Source organism: Microbacterium azadirachtae (assembly GCF_025583665.1).
GTDB classification, from domain to species: domain Bacteria; phylum Actinomycetota; class Actinomycetes; order Actinomycetales; family Microbacteriaceae; genus Microbacterium; species Microbacterium azadirachtae.
In genome coordinates this window covers 1,863,064-1,879,741 of sequence record NZ_CP099706.1, presented here as the reverse complement: position 1 = coordinate 1,879,741, position 16,678 = coordinate 1,863,064, and the positions used below count along the sequence as shown (strand labels likewise).

At 69.6% G+C, this 16,678-nt stretch carries 18 protein-coding genes and 3 tRNA genes; 18 read left to right on the top strand and 3 right to left on the bottom strand.

The window, feature by feature from the left end; genetic code table 11:
• Positions 1–9: 9 nt before the first annotated feature.
• Together NFX31_RS08985 and NFX31_RS08980 are read right to left on the bottom strand one after the other, a co-directional pair.
• Entirely contained in the window at positions 10–366 is a 357-nt protein-coding gene (locus NFX31_RS08985; protein ID WP_211256074.1) for a VOC family protein, read from the bottom strand.
• 116 nt (positions 367–482) lie between these two features.
• A complete protein-coding gene (locus NFX31_RS08980; RefSeq protein ID WP_262955520.1) occupies positions 483–1,313 on the bottom strand; it encodes a MerR family transcriptional regulator in 831 nt (276 codons plus the stop codon).
• A gap of 138 nt (positions 1,314–1,451) precedes the next feature.
• Here NFX31_RS08980 and NFX31_RS08975 point away from each other — a divergent pair, with 138 nt between their 5' ends.
• The 8 genes from NFX31_RS08975 to NFX31_RS08940 all read left to right on the top strand — a co-directional run bounded on the left by NFX31_RS08975 (position 1,452) and on the right by NFX31_RS08940 (position 7,000).
• Positions 1,452–1,853 carry a nuclear transport factor 2 family protein gene (locus NFX31_RS08975; protein WP_175491170.1) on the top strand — a complete coding sequence of 134 codons (402 nt, stop codon included), beginning with the start codon at positions 1,452–1,454 and terminating at the stop codon, positions 1,851–1,853.
• A gap of 96 nt (positions 1,854–1,949) precedes the next feature.
• Positions 1,950–2,025: transfer RNA gene (locus NFX31_RS08970), tRNA-Gly, on the top strand.
• A 48-nt stretch (positions 2,026–2,073) separates the two neighbouring features.
• A tRNA-Cys gene (locus NFX31_RS08965) sits at positions 2,074–2,144 on the top strand.
• Between the two features lie 29 nt (positions 2,145–2,173).
• Positions 2,174–2,245 (top strand) — tRNA-Val (locus NFX31_RS08960).
• A 91-nt stretch (positions 2,246–2,336) separates the two neighbouring features.
• Positions 2,337–2,957, top strand: a complete 621-nt coding sequence (locus NFX31_RS08955) for a YdcF family protein (RefSeq protein ID WP_262955518.1) — start codon at positions 2,337–2,339, stop codon at positions 2,955–2,957.
• Positions 2,958–2,996: 39 nt separating this feature from the next.
• A complete protein-coding gene (locus NFX31_RS08950; protein WP_220387404.1) occupies positions 2,997–4,268 on the top strand; it encodes a low temperature requirement protein A in 1,272 nt (423 codons plus the stop codon).
• Between the two features lie 246 nt (positions 4,269–4,514).
• Positions 4,515–6,443 carry a threonine--tRNA ligase gene (gene thrS / locus NFX31_RS08945; protein WP_052674486.1) on the top strand — a complete coding sequence of 643 codons (1,929 nt, stop codon included), beginning with the start codon at positions 4,515–4,517 and terminating at the stop codon, positions 6,441–6,443.
• Complete coding sequence (locus tag NFX31_RS08940) at positions 6,440–7,000, top strand: HIT family protein (RefSeq protein ID WP_091476509.1); 561 nt, start codon at positions 6,440–6,442, stop codon at positions 6,998–7,000. Before thrS ends, NFX31_RS08940 begins: the two co-directional genes overlap by 4 nt.
• 50 nt (positions 7,001–7,050) lie before the next feature.
• On the opposite strand, the gene pdxY is transcribed toward NFX31_RS08940, so the two are convergent.
• Complete coding sequence (pdxY, locus tag NFX31_RS08935; RefSeq protein ID WP_045251963.1) at positions 7,051–7,905, bottom strand: pyridoxal kinase PdxY; 855 nt, start codon at positions 7,903–7,905, stop codon at positions 7,051–7,053.
• Between the two features lie 87 nt (positions 7,906–7,992).
• Between pdxY and pdxS the strand changes: the two genes are divergently transcribed.
• From pdxS to secF, 10 genes are all read left to right on the top strand, one after another.
• A complete protein-coding gene (gene pdxS / locus NFX31_RS08930) occupies positions 7,993–8,895 on the top strand; it encodes a pyridoxal 5'-phosphate synthase lyase subunit PdxS (RefSeq protein ID WP_091476507.1) in 903 nt (300 codons plus the stop codon).
• Complete coding sequence (gene pdxT, locus NFX31_RS08925) at positions 8,889–9,500, top strand: pyridoxal 5'-phosphate synthase glutaminase subunit PdxT (RefSeq protein ID WP_374700523.1); 612 nt, start codon at positions 8,889–8,891, stop codon at positions 9,498–9,500. The genes pdxS and pdxT overlap by 7 nt, the downstream gene beginning before the upstream one ends.
• Before the next feature lie 185 nt (positions 9,501–9,685).
• On the top strand, positions 9,686–10,444 hold the full coding sequence (locus NFX31_RS08920) for a YebC/PmpR family DNA-binding transcriptional regulator (protein WP_045251966.1): 759 nt from the start codon (positions 9,686–9,688) through the stop codon (positions 10,442–10,444).
• A 20-nt stretch (positions 10,445–10,464) separates the two neighbouring features.
• A complete protein-coding gene (locus tag NFX31_RS08915) occupies positions 10,465–11,055 on the top strand; it encodes a GrpB family protein (RefSeq protein ID WP_091476501.1) in 591 nt (196 codons plus the stop codon).
• Positions 11,056–11,090: 35 nt separating this feature from the next.
• Positions 11,091–11,678 (top strand): crossover junction endodeoxyribonuclease RuvC, encoded by a 588-nt coding sequence (gene ruvC, locus NFX31_RS08910; protein WP_045251967.1) that lies wholly within the window; start codon positions 11,091–11,093, stop codon positions 11,676–11,678.
• Between the two features lie 9 nt (positions 11,679–11,687).
• Entirely contained in the window at positions 11,688–12,305 is a 618-nt protein-coding gene (ruvA, locus tag NFX31_RS08905) for a Holliday junction branch migration protein RuvA (protein ID WP_262955514.1), read from the top strand.
• Positions 12,298–13,326, top strand: a complete 1,029-nt coding sequence (gene ruvB / locus NFX31_RS08900; protein ID WP_045251969.1) for a Holliday junction branch migration DNA helicase RuvB — start codon at positions 12,298–12,300, stop codon at positions 13,324–13,326. The genes ruvA and ruvB overlap by 8 nt, the downstream gene beginning before the upstream one ends.
• Before the next feature lie 76 nt (positions 13,327–13,402).
• Positions 13,403–13,834 (top strand): preprotein translocase subunit YajC, encoded by a 432-nt coding sequence (locus tag NFX31_RS08895; RefSeq protein ID WP_045251970.1) that lies wholly within the window; start codon positions 13,403–13,405, stop codon positions 13,832–13,834.
• 53 nt (positions 13,835–13,887) lie between these two features.
• A complete protein-coding gene (gene secD, locus NFX31_RS08890; RefSeq protein WP_045251971.1) occupies positions 13,888–15,615 on the top strand; it encodes a protein translocase subunit SecD in 1,728 nt (575 codons plus the stop codon).
• Positions 15,615–16,616, top strand: a complete 1,002-nt coding sequence (gene secF, locus NFX31_RS08885; protein ID WP_262955512.1) for a protein translocase subunit SecF — start codon at positions 15,615–15,617, stop codon at positions 16,614–16,616. The genes secD and secF overlap by 1 nt, the downstream gene beginning before the upstream one ends.
• The last annotated feature ends 62 nt before the right edge of the window (positions 16,617–16,678 follow it).

Sequence of the window (16,678 nt, the reverse complement as noted above, 5' to 3'; positions counted from 1 at the left end):
TGTCAGGACTCAGGCAGCCTTGCGCTGCCACACGCCGAACCGGTTGCCCGCGGGATCGGCCAGGTGGGCGAACAGGATGACGCCGTTGTCCACCAGGGGCAGGACGGTCTCGGCACCGCGGGCGAGCGCGGCGTCGATGCTCGCCCGGATGTCGGAGACCTCGACGTAGAAGATCGCCCAGGTGCCCGATCCGATCCCGCTGGTGTCCCAGAGTCCGCCGTCGGTCTCGTTCACCATGCCGTAGCCGGACGGCCCCGCGGCACCGAACCGCCAGCCGAAGAGTCCGCCGTAGAAGGCCTTCGCCGTCTCGGGGTCGGGCGTGCCGATCTCGAAGTAGTTCACCGTGTTCTCGGGTGCATCCATCATGCCGATCCTCTCGATCCGCGGCGCCGGCCGTTCGCGGCGCCTGCAGCTCAAGGCTGGAACCTGCCACAGTGGCAGAGTCAAACCCGGGTTTCGAACACGGAGGTTCGGAGCGGTGATCAGGCGATCGGGATGTTGACCTCGGTCACCCACTGCTCCGGATCGCTCACTCGCCCGGGGCCGACGACGTACACGGTGAAGACCGGCCCGACCTGCGTGCGGCCGTGCTGGGCGATCCACTCGCCGAGCGCCTGCGTCGCCCGCCCGATCGTCTCGAACTCGCCGCGGTGCGTCGTCCAGGCGACCCGGCGGGCAGGGAGGTCGACGATCTCGAACCCGCGTCGCGGGGTGAAAGGACCGCGGTACTCGCGCCAGATGGCCATCTCCACATCGTCGTCGCGGTACTCGGCGTCGAAGTACGTCGCACCGGTCAGGTCTCCGAAGAGGCTCGGATCCACCTCTGCGGGCGATGCGAGAAGGTCGCGCAGGTCGGACCACAGCTCGCCCTCCGCCGGATAGCAGGCCACCGTCCGCTGCAGGGCGAGCACGCGGGCGGGAGCGAAGGTCCGCTCGGCGACAACCGGCAGCGCAGCGTCGATCCCGGCGATCAGGGAGCGGGCGAGTCGCCGCTGCGCGGCGAGCTGTTCTGCGGCCTCGTCGAGTCCCGCGACGTGTGCCTCCAGGCGGTCGTGAAGCGTCGCAGGCGACTCCTGGAACAGCGGCAGCAGCTCCGCGATCAGGGGGATCCCGCAGCCCGCATCGCGGAGCGATCGGATCCGGCCTGCGAGACGCAGCTGCTCCGGCGCGTATCGGCGGTAGCCGGTGTACGGGTCCACGTCGGCCGGTGCGAGAAGCCCGCGCTCGTCGTAGTGACGCAGCATCCGCACGCTGATCCGCGCGTAGCGCGAGAAGTCTCCGATGCTCAGCAGAGCATCGCCGTGATGGGTCATGCCCGGCATTCTGCCACTCGGCCACTCGGCCACTCGGCCACTCGGCCACTCGGCCACTCGGCCACTCGGCCGCCCGGTCCTCCGCGTGGTTCGCAGCCCGATGCGCGCCGACATGGGCCGAGGTCTATGCTGACCGCCATGGAAGCAGACGCGGACGCCGCCGACGCGATCCGCGCTCTGATCGCGCGGACCTATGCCGCGATGTCGACGCCGGGCAGCGACTTCGCGGAGATCTTCGGTCACCCCGACATGACGGTCGCCGGGTCGGGTGCGGGGGAGCTCATGGACGGTCCCGAGCGGGTCATCGCCGTCGCCGGGGCGATCGCCGCGCAGGGGCGCGTCTGGGTGCCCGAGCGGGTGCGCGTGTGGCGCCGCGGGGATGTGGCCTGGGCGCAGATCCTCGGCGGCGTCGAGGTCACGGAGAGCGGCGGGGTGGTCCGCGTGCCGTACACGACGACCGGGGTGTTCTCGCTCGGGGCCGACGGGTGGCGGTGGGTGTATTGGGGTGGTGCCGAGCCGCAGGAAAGCCCCCGGGTATGAGCGTGGACACGCCCGAGAACGGGCCTCGGTTTGGCGCACGCCGGATCCTCGGCTAATGTATTTCAAGTGCCCGGGACACCGGGGAAAACACAAAACGCGGATGTAGCGCAGTTGGTAGCGCACAACCTTGCCAAGGTTGGGGTCGCGAGTTCGAGTCTCGTCATCCGCTCCAGTGCAGGAGCCCCTTCGGGGGCTTCGGCATGTGGGTTCGAATCCACATGGTGGCGTGGCCGAGAGGCTAGGCACCGGCCTGCAAAGCCGTTTACACGGGTTCGAATCCCGTCGCCACCTCGCTCTTCTCAATTGAATAGCCTGAACAGGCGCGATTGGCGCAGCGGTAGCGCGCTTCCCTGACACGGAAGAGGTCACTGGTTCGATCCCAGTATCGCGCACAGCAGAAGCCCCCGGTCCTCCGGGGGTTTCGTCGTTTCCGGAACGTCCCGTCCGCCCACCGGCGCCGGCGGGCGTGCATAACCTGGAGGCATGCGGAAGCGCCTTCTCGCGGTATCGGCCGTGCCCGCCTCGGTGGGGATCGCGTTCCTTGTCTGGGGCCAGCTGTTGTCGCAGCGCGCGAGCACACGCGGCCTGGAGGAAGGGCGCCCTGGCGCACGCCGGACCGTCCTGGTCCTCGGGTACGGAAATCGCTCCTCGCGCGCCAACGCGGTGAACCGCTTCCGAGTGCGTGCGGGGCTGCGCACGCTGCGCTCACAGCACGACGTGGTGATCTTCTCGGGCGGCGCGGTGCGCGGCCCCGAGCCGGAGGCGCAGATCCTCGCCCGCTATGCGGCCGAGCGGGGCTACGCCGGACCTCTGCTCCTCGAAACGGAGAGCCGTTCGACCGAGGAGAACATCCGGAACACGATTCCTCTCCTCGAGGACGCCGACGAGATCGCGATCGTCTCCAACGCGCTGCATGCCGAGCGGGCCCGCGCGCTGCTGCGCGCACGCCGCGCAGACCTGGGCCGTCGGCTCATCCGGGCCGACGACGACCGCTTCGGGGAGATCCCCGTCATCAAGGCTGTCGCGGCGGCCCTCGCCCTCCTCGAGCGGCGGCGAAGCGGTACCGCAGGAGGCGCGAGGAGACGGGACCCGCAGCCGCGCTAGGTTGGACGCTGCACGGATCCGAGGGGACGGGGGAGCGGCATGACGAACGCGGGAGAAAGGTACCGGCACGGGCTGAGCCCGATGCGCGGCCGGGCCAGGCACGAGAAGCACCGCGCGGCGACGCCCCTCGAGGCCCTGTACGACCTCGTGTTCGCCGCATCGTTCGGGGTGGCGGGAGCGCAGCTCGCCTCCGGCATCGCGGCCGGACACGGCGGAGCCGCGGTCGGAGCGTTCGCCTTCGCGATGGCCGCGGTCGTCTGGGCGTGGATCAACTTCTCCTGGTTCGCGTCCGCGTTCGACACGGACGACTGGCTGTTCCGGCTCTTCACGATGGTGCAGATGGCCGGCGTGATCGTGCTCGCGATCGGTCTGCCGCAGATGTTCGAGTCGGTCGAGTCGCACGGCGTCTTCGACAACCGTGTCATGGTGTCGGGATACATCGTGATGCGCGTCGGGCTGCTGGCCCAATGGCTCCGCGCCGCCCGCGACCCCGCGTTCCGACGGCACGCGCTCACGTACGTCGTCTTCATCGCGATCGCTCAGCTCGGCTGGGTCGTCGTGGCCTGGGCGCCGCTGCCGTTCGGCACGGCGATCATCGCGGCAGGGCTGTGCTGGCTCGTCGAGCTGGGCGGGCCTGTCGTCGCGGAGCGCAAGGGCGAAGGGGAGGAGCGCGGCACTCCCTGGCACCCCCATCACATCGCCGAGCGCTACTCGCTGCTGGCGATCATCGCCCTCGGCGAGACGGTGATCGGCACGCTCGCGGCCGCACAGGAGATCGCCGAGACCAAGGGGTGGACGGTCGACACGATCGTGGTCATCGGCGCGGGCATCGCGATGACTTTCGCACTCTGGTGGATCTACACCATGCTCCCGTCCGGTGCGGTCCTGGCTGCGCACCGCGACCGCGCCTTCGTCTGGGGGTACGGGCACGCCCTGGTCTTCGCCAGCATCGCCGCGGTCGGTGCGGGACTGCACCTGATCGGCTACGCCTACGGCGAGCATGCCCTCTCCACCGTCACGGTCATCCTGGCGATCGCCGTCCCGGTCATGGTGTTCGTACTGTCGCTCGCGCTGCTGCACCTGTACCTCGTGCGCCGGCGCACTCGGGGCCTGCCCCTGCACCTGCTCGCGGGCGTGCTGCCGGCCGTGGGCATCGTCCTGGCCGCGGCCGGATGGCCGCTGTGGGCGAGCCTGCTGGTCGTGCTGGCCGGCCCGGTGCTGCTGGTCGTGGTGTACGAGGCCGGCGGATGGAGGCACCTCGACGAGGCTCTCGGCGGCTCGCTGGTCGGGTCGCGGGACCGGGCGGCGTAGGATTCTCCTATGGACTTCGCCCGGCAGACGCACGCGACCGTCGTCGCCGTCACCGGCACGCGAACTCTCAGGGCCTGAGCGGGCAGGGCGCCGACGCGTCCGAAGCTGAGCCGAGACCATCGCCAAACTGGAGAACTTCCTTTGTCTGAGAATCCTGTGTCCGCCCCTGAACTGCCGTCCTACCCGTGCGACGGTTTCGCCCTGTACGGCGCGAACGGCCCGTACAGCGACCGCTCCGTCGTCGCGATGCTCGTCAACGGGCAGCAGAAGGATCTCGCCGCCCTCGTGAATGAGGACGACGACGTCCAGCCCATCACCATCGACAGCCCCGAGGGCCTCGCCATCCTGCGGCACTCCACGGCGCACGTGCTCGCGCAGGCCGTGCAGCGGATCAAGCCGCAGGCGAACCTCGGCATCGGTCCGCCCATCACCGACGGCTTCTACTACGACTTCGGCGTCGACACCCCGTTCACCCCGGAGGACGTCAAGGCGATCTCGAAGGAGATGCAGCGGATCCAGCGCGAGGGCCAGCGCTTCGTGCGCCGCGTGGTCACCGACGACGAGGCGCGTGCGGAGCTCGCGGACGAGCCGTTCAAGCTCGAGCTCATCGGGTTGAAGGGCCCCGGCGCCGACAAGACCGAGGGCGCCTCGGTCGAGGTCGGCGAGGGCGAGCTCACGATCTACGACAACGTCGCCAAGGACGGGGAGGTCGTCTGGAAGGACCTCTGCCGCGGCCCGCACCTGCCGAACACCCGCATGATCGGCAACGGCTGGGACCTCACTCGCATCGCGGCGGCCTACTGGCGCGGATCCGAGAAGAACCCGCAGCTGCAGCGCATCTACGGCACGGCCTGGCCGAGCAAGGACGAGCTGCGCGCCTACCAGCAGCGTCTGGAGGAGGCCGCGAAGCGCGACCACCGGCGCCTCGGCAAGGAGCTGGACCTGTTCTCGTTCCCCGACGAGATCGGCTCCGGACTCTCGGTGTGGCACCCGCGCGGCGGCATCATCCGCGGGGAGATGGAGCAGCATGCGCGCCGTCGGCACATCGCCGGCGGGTACAACTACGTGTACACGCCGCACATCTCCAAGGAGGATCTGTTCCTCACGTCCAACCACCTCGTCACCTACCGCGACGGCATGTTCCCGCCGATCCGCATGGACGAGGAGCGCGACGAGGACGGGCACATCACCAAGCAGGGCCAGGACTACTACCTGAAGCCCATGAACTGCCCGATGCACATCCTGATCTACAAGGAGCGTGCGCGCAGCTACCGGGACCTGCCCCTCCGGCTGGCCGAGAACGGCACGGTCTACCGCAACGAGCTCTCCGGCGCCCTGCACGGACTGACCCGCGTGCGCGGCTTCACCCAGGACGACTCGCACCTGTTCGTCACGCCCGACCAGCTGGAGTCGGAGGTCACGAACGTCCTCGAGTTCATCCTGTCGATGCTCCGCGACTTCGGTCTCAGCGACTTCGAGCTCGAGCTCTCGATGCGCGACGACGAGAAGGACAAGTGGATCGGATCCGACGAGTTCTGGGAGTACTCGACGAACGCGCTGCGCAACGTCGCCCTGGCGTCCGGGCTCAAGCTGACCGAGGTCCCCGGTGAGGCGGCCTTCTACGGCCCGAAGATCGACCTCAAGACGACCGACGCGATCGGCCGCGTGTGGCAGCTCTCCACGGTTCAGGTCGACCCGAACCTGCCGGAGCGCTTCGACCTGGAGTTCACGGACAAGGACGGGCAGAAGAAGCGCCCGATCATGATCCACCGCGCCCTGTTCGGCTCGATCGAGCGCTTCTTCGCGATCCTGCTCGAGCACTACGCGGGCGACTTCCCGCTCTGGCTCTCGCCGGTCCAGGTCATGGGGATCCCCGTGGCCGAGGAGTTCGCCGAGTATCTGGACGACGCCGTCGCGGCGTTCCGCGAGGCCGGCATCCGTGCCGACGTCGACCACTCCGACGAGCGCATGCAGAAGAAGATCCGCAACCACACCACCGGCAAGGTGCCGCTGATCCTGATCGCGGGGGAGCAGGACCGGGCCGCGGGCACGGTCTCGTTCCGGTTCCGCGACGGAACGCAGGAGAACGGCGTGCCCCTCGCCGAGGCCGTGGAGCGCGTGCGTCGCGCGGTCGAGAGCCACGCCCTGATCCAGACGGCGGGCGATCTGGCATGACCGACGTCGGGGACGCCGCAGGCGAGGCGCGTCTGGAGGACGCCGCGCATCTGGCCGGCGTCCCCGACGAGTTCCAGCGCCTCTGGGTGCCGCACCGGATGACCTACATCCAGGCGGGCCCGGAGCCGCTGCGCGAGGAGTGCCCGTTCTGCGAGGCGCCCAAGCACCCCGACGAGGAGCGGCTGATCGTGGCGCGCGGTCGCACGGCGTACGTGCTGCTGAACCTGTTCCCGTACAACTCCGGCCATCTGCTCGTGTGCCCGTACCGCCACATCGCGACGTACGACGAGGCGACGGCGGAGGAGGTCGCCGAGATCGGGGCCCTCACCCAGACGGCCATGCGGGTGCTGAAGGCCACGTCGCGCTGCGACGGCTTCAACATCGGGATGAACCAGGGCGCCGTCGCCGGCGCGGGCGTCGATGCGCACCTGCACCAGCACGTGGTTCCGCGCTGGAACAGCGATGCCAACTTCTTCCCGATCATCGCGAAGACGAAGGCTCTGCCGCAGCTGCTCGGCGACGTGCGCAACACCATCGCCGCGGCCTGGCCCGCCTGATCCTTGCCACGAGCGGTGCACGCGCCTGAGCGGCCCGTGCACCGCGGGGCTCAGCGCACCTGGCGAGCGGTGAACTGCAGCGGCGGGTTCGCGTAGAACTCCTGCGCCGGGATGAGCTGCAGTTCGCGCGCGCCGGAATCGAGCGTGAGGCGCAGCAGCTCGTACACGCTGGACACGGTGCGCTCGAGCGCGACCTTGGCGTCGCCGGTCTCGACGTAGTGCGCCGTGAACAGCGCCGCGGTGACGTCGCCGGATCCGTTCGCCTTCATGGGCAGGTGCGGCGTGGCCACGAGCCACGCGCCCTTGTCGTCGACGGCGAGCATCTCGATCGTGCCCTCCTCCCGATCCGGACGCTCGACGCTCGTGACGAGCACGGTGTTCGGGCCCATGGCGCGCGCGGCGTCGACGGAGGCCAGGGTGGACTCCAGCGTGTCGGGCTCGGTGCCGGTGAGGAAGCCCAGCTCGAACTGGTTGGGGGTGATGATGTCGGCGACCGGGACGACGCGGTCGCGCAGCAGCACGGGGATCGCGGGCGCCACGAAGCAGCCGGACTTCGCGTTGCCCATGACCGGGTCGCACGCGTACACGGCGTTCGGGTTGGCGGCCTTCACACGCGCCACGGCGTCGATGATGACGTCGCCGATGCCCTCTCCGCCCTGGTAGCCGCTGAGCACGGCGTCGATCTCGCCGAGCACGCCGCGCTCCTCGATGCCGGTGACGACCTCGCGCACGTCCTCCGGTGCGATCAGCGGCCCGCGCCACGCCCCGTAGCCCGTGTGGTTGGAGAAGTTCACGGTGTAGACGGGGAGCACCTCGACGCCGATGCGCTGGAGGGGGAAGACCGCCGCGGAGTTGCCGACATGGCCGTACGCGACGGCGGACTGGATCGAGAGCACGGTGAGCATTCCTCGATCCTCTCACCTGCCGCGAGCGGATCCGGCCACTGTCTCCCGAGTGTGAGTCTCCGTTGCAGACAGCGTATGCTCTGTCCTATGACAGAACTTGCACCCGAGCCCACCACCGGCACCGGTCGCGTCAAGCGCGGCCTCGCAGAGATGCTCAAGGGCGGCGTCATCATGGACGTCGTCACCCCGGAGCAGGCGAAGATCGCCGAGGACGCCGGCGCCGTCGCGGTCATGGCCCTGGAGCGGGTGCCCGCAGACATCCGCGCGCAGGGCGGCGTGTCGCGCATGAGCGACCCGGACATGATCGACGGCATCATCTCGGCGGTGTCGATCCCGGTCATGGCGAAGGCGCGCATCGGGCATTTCGTGGAGGCCCAGGTGCTGCAGGAGCTCGGCGTCGACTACATCGACGAGTCCGAGGTGCTCTCGCCGGCCGACTACGTGAACCACATCGACAAGTGGGCCTTCACCGTTCCCTTCGTCTGTGGCGCCACCAACCTCGGCGAGGCGCTGCGTCGCATCACCGAGGGCGCGGCCATGATCCGCTCCAAGGGCGAGGCGGGCACCGGCGACGTCTCCGAGGCGATGAAGCACATCCGCACCATCCGCGGCGAGATCGCCCGCCTGACGTCGCTGTCGAAGGACGAGCTGTACGTCGCGGCGAAGGAGCTGCAGGCGCCGTACGAGCTCGTCGCCGAGGTGGCGGAGAAGGGCGCGCTGCCGGTCGTGATGTTCGTGGCCGGGGGAGTGGCGACGCCCGCCGACGCGGCGATGATGATGCAGCTCGGCGCAGACGGCGTGTTCGTCGGATCCGGGATCTTCAAGTCCGGTGACCCGGCCGCCCGCGCCGCGGCGATCGTGAAGGCGACCGCCGCCTACGACGACCCCGCGGTGATCGCGCAGGTCTCGCGCGGCCTCGGCGAGGCCATGGTCGGCATCAACGTCTCCGACCTGCCCGCACCGCACCGTCTCGCGGAGCGCGGCTGGTGAGATCGCCTGTGCGGATCGGAGTGCTCGCGCTGCAGGGCGATGTGCGCGAGCACGCGGCGATCCTCACCGCGCTCGGGGCGGAGGCGGTCCTCGTCCGCCGCCCCGAGCAGCTGGCCGACCTGGACGGGCTCGTCATCCCGGGCGGCGAGTCGAGCGTGATCGACAAGCTCTCCCGGATCTTCGGGCTGCGCGAGCCTCTGCGCGCGCTGATCGCCGACGGGCTTCCCGTCTACGGCACCTGCGCCGGGCTGATCCTGCTCGCGGACGAGATCCAGGGTGCGATCGACGGCCAGCTGACCTTCGGTGGCCTCGACGTCACCGTCGCGCGCAACGCCTTCGGCGGGCAGGTCGAGTCGTTCGAGACGACGCTCGCCGTGCAGGGCATCGACGGCGAGGTCGCCGCGACCTTCATCCGCGCACCTCTGATCACCCGCGTGGGCCCACGGGCGAAGGCGATCGCCTCGCTCCCCGACGGCGGCGTCGTGGCGGTGGAGCAGGGCGGTCTGCTCGGCACGAGCTTCCATCCGGAGATGAACGGCGAGACGCGTCTGCACGCCCGGCTGCTGCAGCTCGTCGAGGCACGCCGGTCCGCCGTCGCCGCCTGATCGGCCCCGCCGACGCACAACGCAGGAGTTCCGGTCGGAATGCCGTTCCCTGGCGGTTCCGACGACGGGAGACTCCTGCGTTGTGTCCTGGGCAGAGGGCCCGGCAACGACGGGGATGGCTGATTCGTTAGAATGGACGATGCCCTGGCGGGATGAACCCCGGGGCGGATACGAGCGGGAGACATATGTCCGGGCATTCCAAGTGGGCCACGACCAAGCACAAGAAGGCCGTCATCGACGCGCGCCGTGCCAAGTCCTGGGCCAAGCTCATCAAGAACATCGAGGTCGCCGCGAAGCTCGGCGGACCTGACCAGGCGGGCAACCCGACGCTGTTCGACGCCGTGCTCAAGGCGAAGAAGACCTCGGTCCCGAAGGACAACATCGACCGCGCCATCAAGCGCGGCGCCGGCATCGGGGGCGAGTCGGTCGAGTACAGCTCGATCATGTACGAGGGCTATGGCGCCAACGGCGTGGCCCTGATGATCGAGTGCCTGACCGACAACAAGAACCGCGCGGCCGCCGAGGTCCGCACCGCGCTCAGCCGCAACGGCGGGACGCTCGCGGATCCGGGCAGCGTCGCCTACAACTTCACGCGCAAGGGCGTCATCGTCGTCGACGGCGAGAACACCACCGAGGACGACGTCATGATGGCGGCGCTCGAGGCCGGGGCCGAGGAGATCGAGCCGCACGCGCAGGGCTACGAGGTCATCACCGACGCCTCGGATCTGGTCGCGGTGCGCACCGCGCTGCAGGAGGCCGGGATCGAGTACGAGTCGGCCGACGTCGAGTTCGTGCCGAACCTCAAGGTCGAGATCGACGCCGAGGCCGCACGCAAGATCTTCCGTCTCATCGACGCGCTCGAGGACAGCGACGACGTGCAGAACGTCTACGCGAACTTCGACCTCACCGCCGAGGTGCAGGCCGAGCTCGAGAACGACGAGTAAGACCCGCAGGACCACCGCCGATGGCCGCGCCGGAGATCGTCTCGTACGACCCGTCGTGGCCATCGGTCGCTCAGCGGTGGATGCAGCGGATCGCGTCCGACCTGGCAGCGTCGGGCGTCCACGCCCTGGCCGTGGAGCACATCGGATCGACCGCGGTGCCCGGGCTCGCTGCGAAGCCGTACGTCGACATCCAGGTGCTCGTGCCGCGGCTCCCGGACGAGGAGGCGACGACCGCGGCGCTCGCCCCCGCGGGGTTCTCGCGCGCCCGCGGGTCTCGCGCCGACTCGCCGGGCGTGGACTTCGACATCCCGCGCCCGGGATCGGATCCGCAGCACCACGAGAAGCTCCTCTACGTCCAGGAGACGGAGTCCGAGCCGTCCGTGCGCGGCATCATCCTCCACGTACGCCGCGCGGGCTCCTCCTTCGCCGACTTCGTGCTGTCCTTCCGCGACTGGCTGCGCGCGGACCCGGCGGCCGCGGGGGAGTACGAGCGCCTGAAGCGTGCCCTCGCCGAGCAGCACGCGGGCGCGGCCGATTACGACGACTACACCCGCGCCAAGAGTGACTTCATGGATCGGGCCCAGCACGCGATGGGCTGGCCGCGCGCCTGAGCATCCCGGATCCGATCCGCGCATAGCCTGGAGTCATGACGGGAGTGCGACGCGTTCTGGGCATCGATCCCGGCCTCACCCGCTGCGGCGTCGGGGTCGTCGACGTCGATCCGATGCGCCGCGGCACCCTCGTGCACGTCGGCGTGATCCGCACCCCTGTGGACGCGCCGATCGGCGAGCGGCTCGCGGCGGTCGCGGCGGGGATCCGCGCCGTCATCGCCGAGCACGCCCCCGATGCCGTCGCCGTCGAGCGGGTGTTCGCCCAGCAGAACAGCCACACCGTCATGGGCACCGCGCAGGCGAGCGGCGTCGCGCTGCTCGTGGCCGCGGAGCACGGCCTGCCCGCCGCGACCCACACGCCGAGCGAGGTGAAGGCCGCCGTCACCGGATACGGCTCCGCCGACAAGAAGCAGGTGCAGGCGATGATCGCCCGCATCCTGCGTCTGGACGCGCCGCCTCAGCCCGCGGACGCCGCCGACGCGCTCGCGATCGCGCTGTGCCATGCCTGGCGAGGCCCGGGACTCGGCGCGGCGGGCGCGGACGCCGGCCCGCAGACGCCCGCGCAGCGGGCATGGGCGGACGCGGAGCGTGTCGCTCGAACATACCTACGAGCACGTGCGTAGACTGCTGACATGATCTCCTCCCTGCGCGGCACCGTGCTGTCCACGACCACGGACTCCGTCGTCATCGAGGTCGGGGGAGTCGGCTTCTCCGTCGCGGTCCCCGGTGACGTCGCGCACACGGCGCGAGTCGGCCAGGAGCTGCGCCTGCACACCGCGCTCATCGTGCGGGAGGACGCGCTGTCGCTCTACGGCTTCGCGGATGCGGCGGAGCTCGAGGTCTTCGGACACCTCCTGTCGGTGACGGGCGTCGGGCCCAAGTCCGCACTGGGAGTGCTCTCGCACCTGTCCGTGGACCAGATCGCCGCGGCCGTGGCGGCCGACGACGACGCGCCGTTCCGCCGGGTCTCCGGGATCGGCCCGAAGACCGCCAAGCTCATCGTCGTGCAGCTCACCGGCAAGCTGCAGGCGCCGGTGGCTGCGCCCTCGGCGGCCTCGATCCCCGATGAGATCAGCACCCAGCTCATCGCCGCACTGATCGGCCTGGGGTGGTCCGAGCGGGTTGCGGCCGAGGCGGCGGAGCGCAGCACGGCCGATGCCAGCGCGACCGAGCGCGGATCCGTCGCGCTGCTCCTGCGGCGCACGCTGGCCGCCCTCGGCCCTGCCCAGGGCGGAGGCGCCCGTGGCTGAGTTCCGCGACTCGGGCGAGGTCGTCGACGCGGCCGAGCTCGCGATCGAGGGCGCGCTGCGCCCGTCGAGCCTGGACGAGTTCGTGGGGCAGCACAAGGTCCGCGGGCAGATGAAGCTGCTGCTGGACGCCGCCAGGATCCAGGATCGGCCCGCCGACCACATCCTGCTCTCCGGCCCGCCCGGACTGGGCAAGACCACCCTGGCGATGATCGTGGCGCACGAGAGCGGACGCCCCCTGCGCATGTCGAGCGGCCCCGCGATCCAGCACGCCGGCGATCTCGCCGCGCTGCTCAGCAGCCTCACGCCCGGCGAGGTGCTGTTCATCGACGAGATCCATCGGATGGCGCGCTCCGCGGAGGAGATGCTCTATCTCGCGATGGAGGACTTCCGGATCGACATCATGGTCGGCAAGGGCGCGGGGGCGACGAGCATCCCGCTCGAGCTCGCGCCGTTCACCCTGGTCGGCGCCACGACGCGTTCGGGGCTGCTGCCCAACCCGCTCCGCGACAGGTTCGGGTTCACCGCGCATCTCGAGTACTACGACCCGGGCGAGCTCGAACGGGTCGTGGAACGCTCGGCGATCGTGCTCGGCGTCGACATCCCTCCGATCGCGCGCGCGGAGATCGCGCGGCGCTCCCGGGGCACGCCGCGCATCGCCAACCGCCTGCTGCGGCGCGTGCGCGACTACGCGCTCGTGCACGGAGCGGGCGCATCGGCCGCCGTCGAGGACGTGCGCGCCGCGCTGGAGCTCTACGACGTCGACCGCATCGGGCTGGACCGCCTGGACCGGGCCGTGCTCGACGCGGTCGTGCGGCGGTTCCGCGGAGGGCCGGTGGGGCTCAGCACGCTCGCCGTCTCCGTCGGCGAGGAGGCCGACACGATCGAGAGCGTCGTGGAGCCGTACCTGGTGCGGATCGGTTTCCTCGGCCGTTCGCCGCGCGGCCGGATCGCGATGCCGGAGGCGTATGCGCACCTGGGCATCGCGCACCCCGAGGGGGCCGCGTTGTTCGATGACCTATAATCGCTGGAGACTTTCACCGTCCCCCTCTTTCCGCACGCCGCTGGTGGCGTGAACGCCCGAAAGGCTCTCTTCTCGCATGAATATCGCGACCTTCTTCTCGCAGTACGGCCTGTTCTTCGTCCTGGCCATCCTGCTCGTCTTCATGGTTCTCTCGACCCGCCGTCGCAACAAGCGGATGAAGGAGGAGCAGGAGAAGAAGGCCAAGGAGACCGTCCCCGGCGCGAAGGTGCTGCTGCAGGGCGGACTGTACGGAACGATCGTCGAGTTCGACGCCGACAACCTGGATCGCCCCGCGAAGGTGGAGATCGCCCCGGGCGTGGTCATCGAGGTGCACTCGCAGGCGATCCTGCGCATCGTGGACGAGGAGCAGAGCGCTCCGGTCGATGAGACCGCGCACACCCCGCTGGACGAGCAGACGCCACTGGACGAGCGCGCCAAGGACATCACGATCGAGTCGGCCGAGGAGACCCGCGCGCGCCTGGAGCGCGACGCCGACGACAAGAACTGACGAGCGCTCCGCGCTCGACGCACTCCCGACCCCTCAGAAAGCGAAGAACCTTCGTGGCATCGTCTTCTCCCGTCAAGCACGCCTGGCGGGTCCTGCTCGGCCTGCTCATCGCCATCGGCGTGCTGTTCGGACTGAACGCCCTCGGCGTGTACGGCTTCGGCAAGAGCTCCTGGACGCCTCAGCTCGCCCTCGACCTGCAGGGCGGCACGCAGATCATCCTCAGCGCGCAGACGGCCGACGGCAAGGACCCGAACGCCGAGCAGCTCACGCAGGCCTCGCAGATCATCCGTCAGCGCGTGGACGCCTCGGGCGTCGGCGAGTCCGACATCACCACCGAGGGCGGCCGGAACATCGTCGTGCAGATCGCCGGCAAGGCGGACGAGGCGACGCGCAACCGCATCCAGGCGAGCGCGAAGATGGAGCTGCGCTCGGTGCTGGCAGCGACGAGCCCCGCGACGTCCTTCGTGGGCGACGACGGCAAGTCCACGCCGTACCCGACTCCGGCGCCCGGCCTCGCCTCGACACCCTCGCCGTCGCCCACCGACGGCAGTGACATGTCGTGGGTGACGCCGAAGCTGCAGGCGGAGTTCCTCTCCTACGACTGCAAGACCAAGCGCGACGCCGCGAAGCAGCCCGCCGACCAGCCGCTCATCGCCTGCGACACCAGCGGTCAGGCGAAGTACCTGCTCGGCCCGGTCGAGCTCGACGGGACCTCGATCAAGGACGCCGCCGCCGGTCTCAACCAGCAGAACGGCCAGTGGGAGGTCAACCTCACCTTCGACGGCAAGGGCACCGATGCATTCGGCAAGGTGAGCCAGCGTCTCTACGCGTTCACGCAGCAGAACCAGACGCCGCGCAACCAGTTCGCGTTCGTGCTGGACGGATCGGTCATCTCGGCGCCGTCCATGAACGGCGTCATCCTCGACGGCCGCCCTTCGATCAGCGGTTCGTTCACCCAGGAGACGGCGAAGAGCCTCGCCGACCAGCTCAAGTTCGGCGCCCTGCCGCTGAGCTTCACGGTCCAGAGCTCGGACACGATCTCGGCGACCCTCGGATCCCAGCAGCTGCAGATCGGTCTGCTCGCAGGCCTGATCGGCCTCGGGCTGGTGGCGATCTACTCGCTCCTCAGCTACCGGGCGCTGGGTTTCGTGATCATCGCGTCGATCGCCGTCATGGCGGTCATCACCTATGCACTGATCTGCATCCTCGGCTGGCGCATGGGCTTCCGCCTGTCGCTCGCCGGCGTCGCGGGCCTGATCGTGTCGATCGGATTCACCGCGGACTCGTTCATCGTGTACTTCGAACGCATCCGAGACGAGCTGCGCGACGGCAAGTCGATCACCGGCGCCGTCGAGGACGGCTGGAGCCGCGCCAAGCGCACGATCTACATCTCGAAGTCGATCAACATCCTGGCTGCGGTCGTGCTGTACATCCTCGCCGACGCGACGGTGAAGGGCTTCGCGTTCACGCTCGGTCTCACGACGATCATCGACGTGCTGATCTTCGTGGTGTTCACGCACCCCGTCATGCAGATCCTGGCGCGCACGCGGTTCTTCGGGAACGGACACCCGCTGTCGGGCATGGATCCGGAGGCTCTCGGCGCCGTCTACCGCGGACGCAGCGAATACCGGGAGGTGGTCACCTCGTCCCAGGGCAAGGCCGCGCGCGCCAGCCGCTCCCGCGGTGAGGCGGAGCGCCGCCAGACCATCGCCGAACGAAAGCGGGCGGAGGCACTCGCCGAAGCATCCAAGGGCGCGAGCCGGAACGGGGAGAACGACTGATGCGCTCCATGAACGAGTTCGGCAACGACCTCTACTCCGGCAAGACCTCCTTCCCGTTCGTCGGAAAGCGGCGGATCTGGTTCATCATCGCGATCCTGCTCGTCGTGGGCTCGGCGCTCGTGCCGCTGTTCCGCCCGGTGCAGTTCTCGATCGAGTTCACCGGCGGTTCGCAGTTCACGGTCGAGGCGCCCGCGAACCGCGACCAGGGCCTCGCGACGACGGCGGTGCGCTCGGTGCTGCCGAACGTCACCACCAAGGTGACGACGGTCAACAACCGCGACATCCGCGTGCAGACGGCTCAGCTCAAGAGCGAGCAGCAGTCCCACGACGTCGCCGCGGCGCTGGCGAAGGCCTACGACGTCGCCGAGGACAAGGTGAACACCTCATTCATCGGCCCGAGCTGGGGAGAGGGCGTGACCCGGCAGTCGCTCTGGGGCCTCGCGATCTTCCTCGCCCTGACGTTCCTCATCCTGGCGATCTACTTCCGCACCTGGAAGATGTCGGCGGCCTCGATCCTGGGCCTCCTGGACGTGCTGGTCATCACCATCGGCGTGTACGCGCTGGCGGGCTTCGAGATCTCGCCGGCGGCCGTGATCGGCTTCCTGACGATCCTCGCCTACTCGCTGTACGACACCACGGTCGTCTTCGACAAGATCCGCGAGAACACCACGGAGGAGGGGGCCAAGTCGTCCCGCACCTTCGGGGAGTCGGTCAACCTCGCCGTGAACCAGACGCTGATCCGATCGATCAACACTGCGGTGATCGCCGCGCTCCCGGTCGGCGCGATCCTTTTCATCGGTGCGTTCTGGCTCGGCGCGCAGACGCTGACGGACATCTCGCTGTCGATCTTCGTCGGCATCATCGTCGCCGCCTACTCGACCCTGTTCGTGGCCGCGCCGCTGTACTCGCTGTTCCGCGAGAACGAGCCGGCGATCCGCGAGCACGACAAGCGGGTCCTGGCGGCGCGCGACCGCGCGACCCTCAGCGCCGTCGAGGTCTGATGTCGCGGACGATCGGCGGACCCCGGGTCTCCGACGTGCGACGGAGCCTGCCCTCCTGGGCA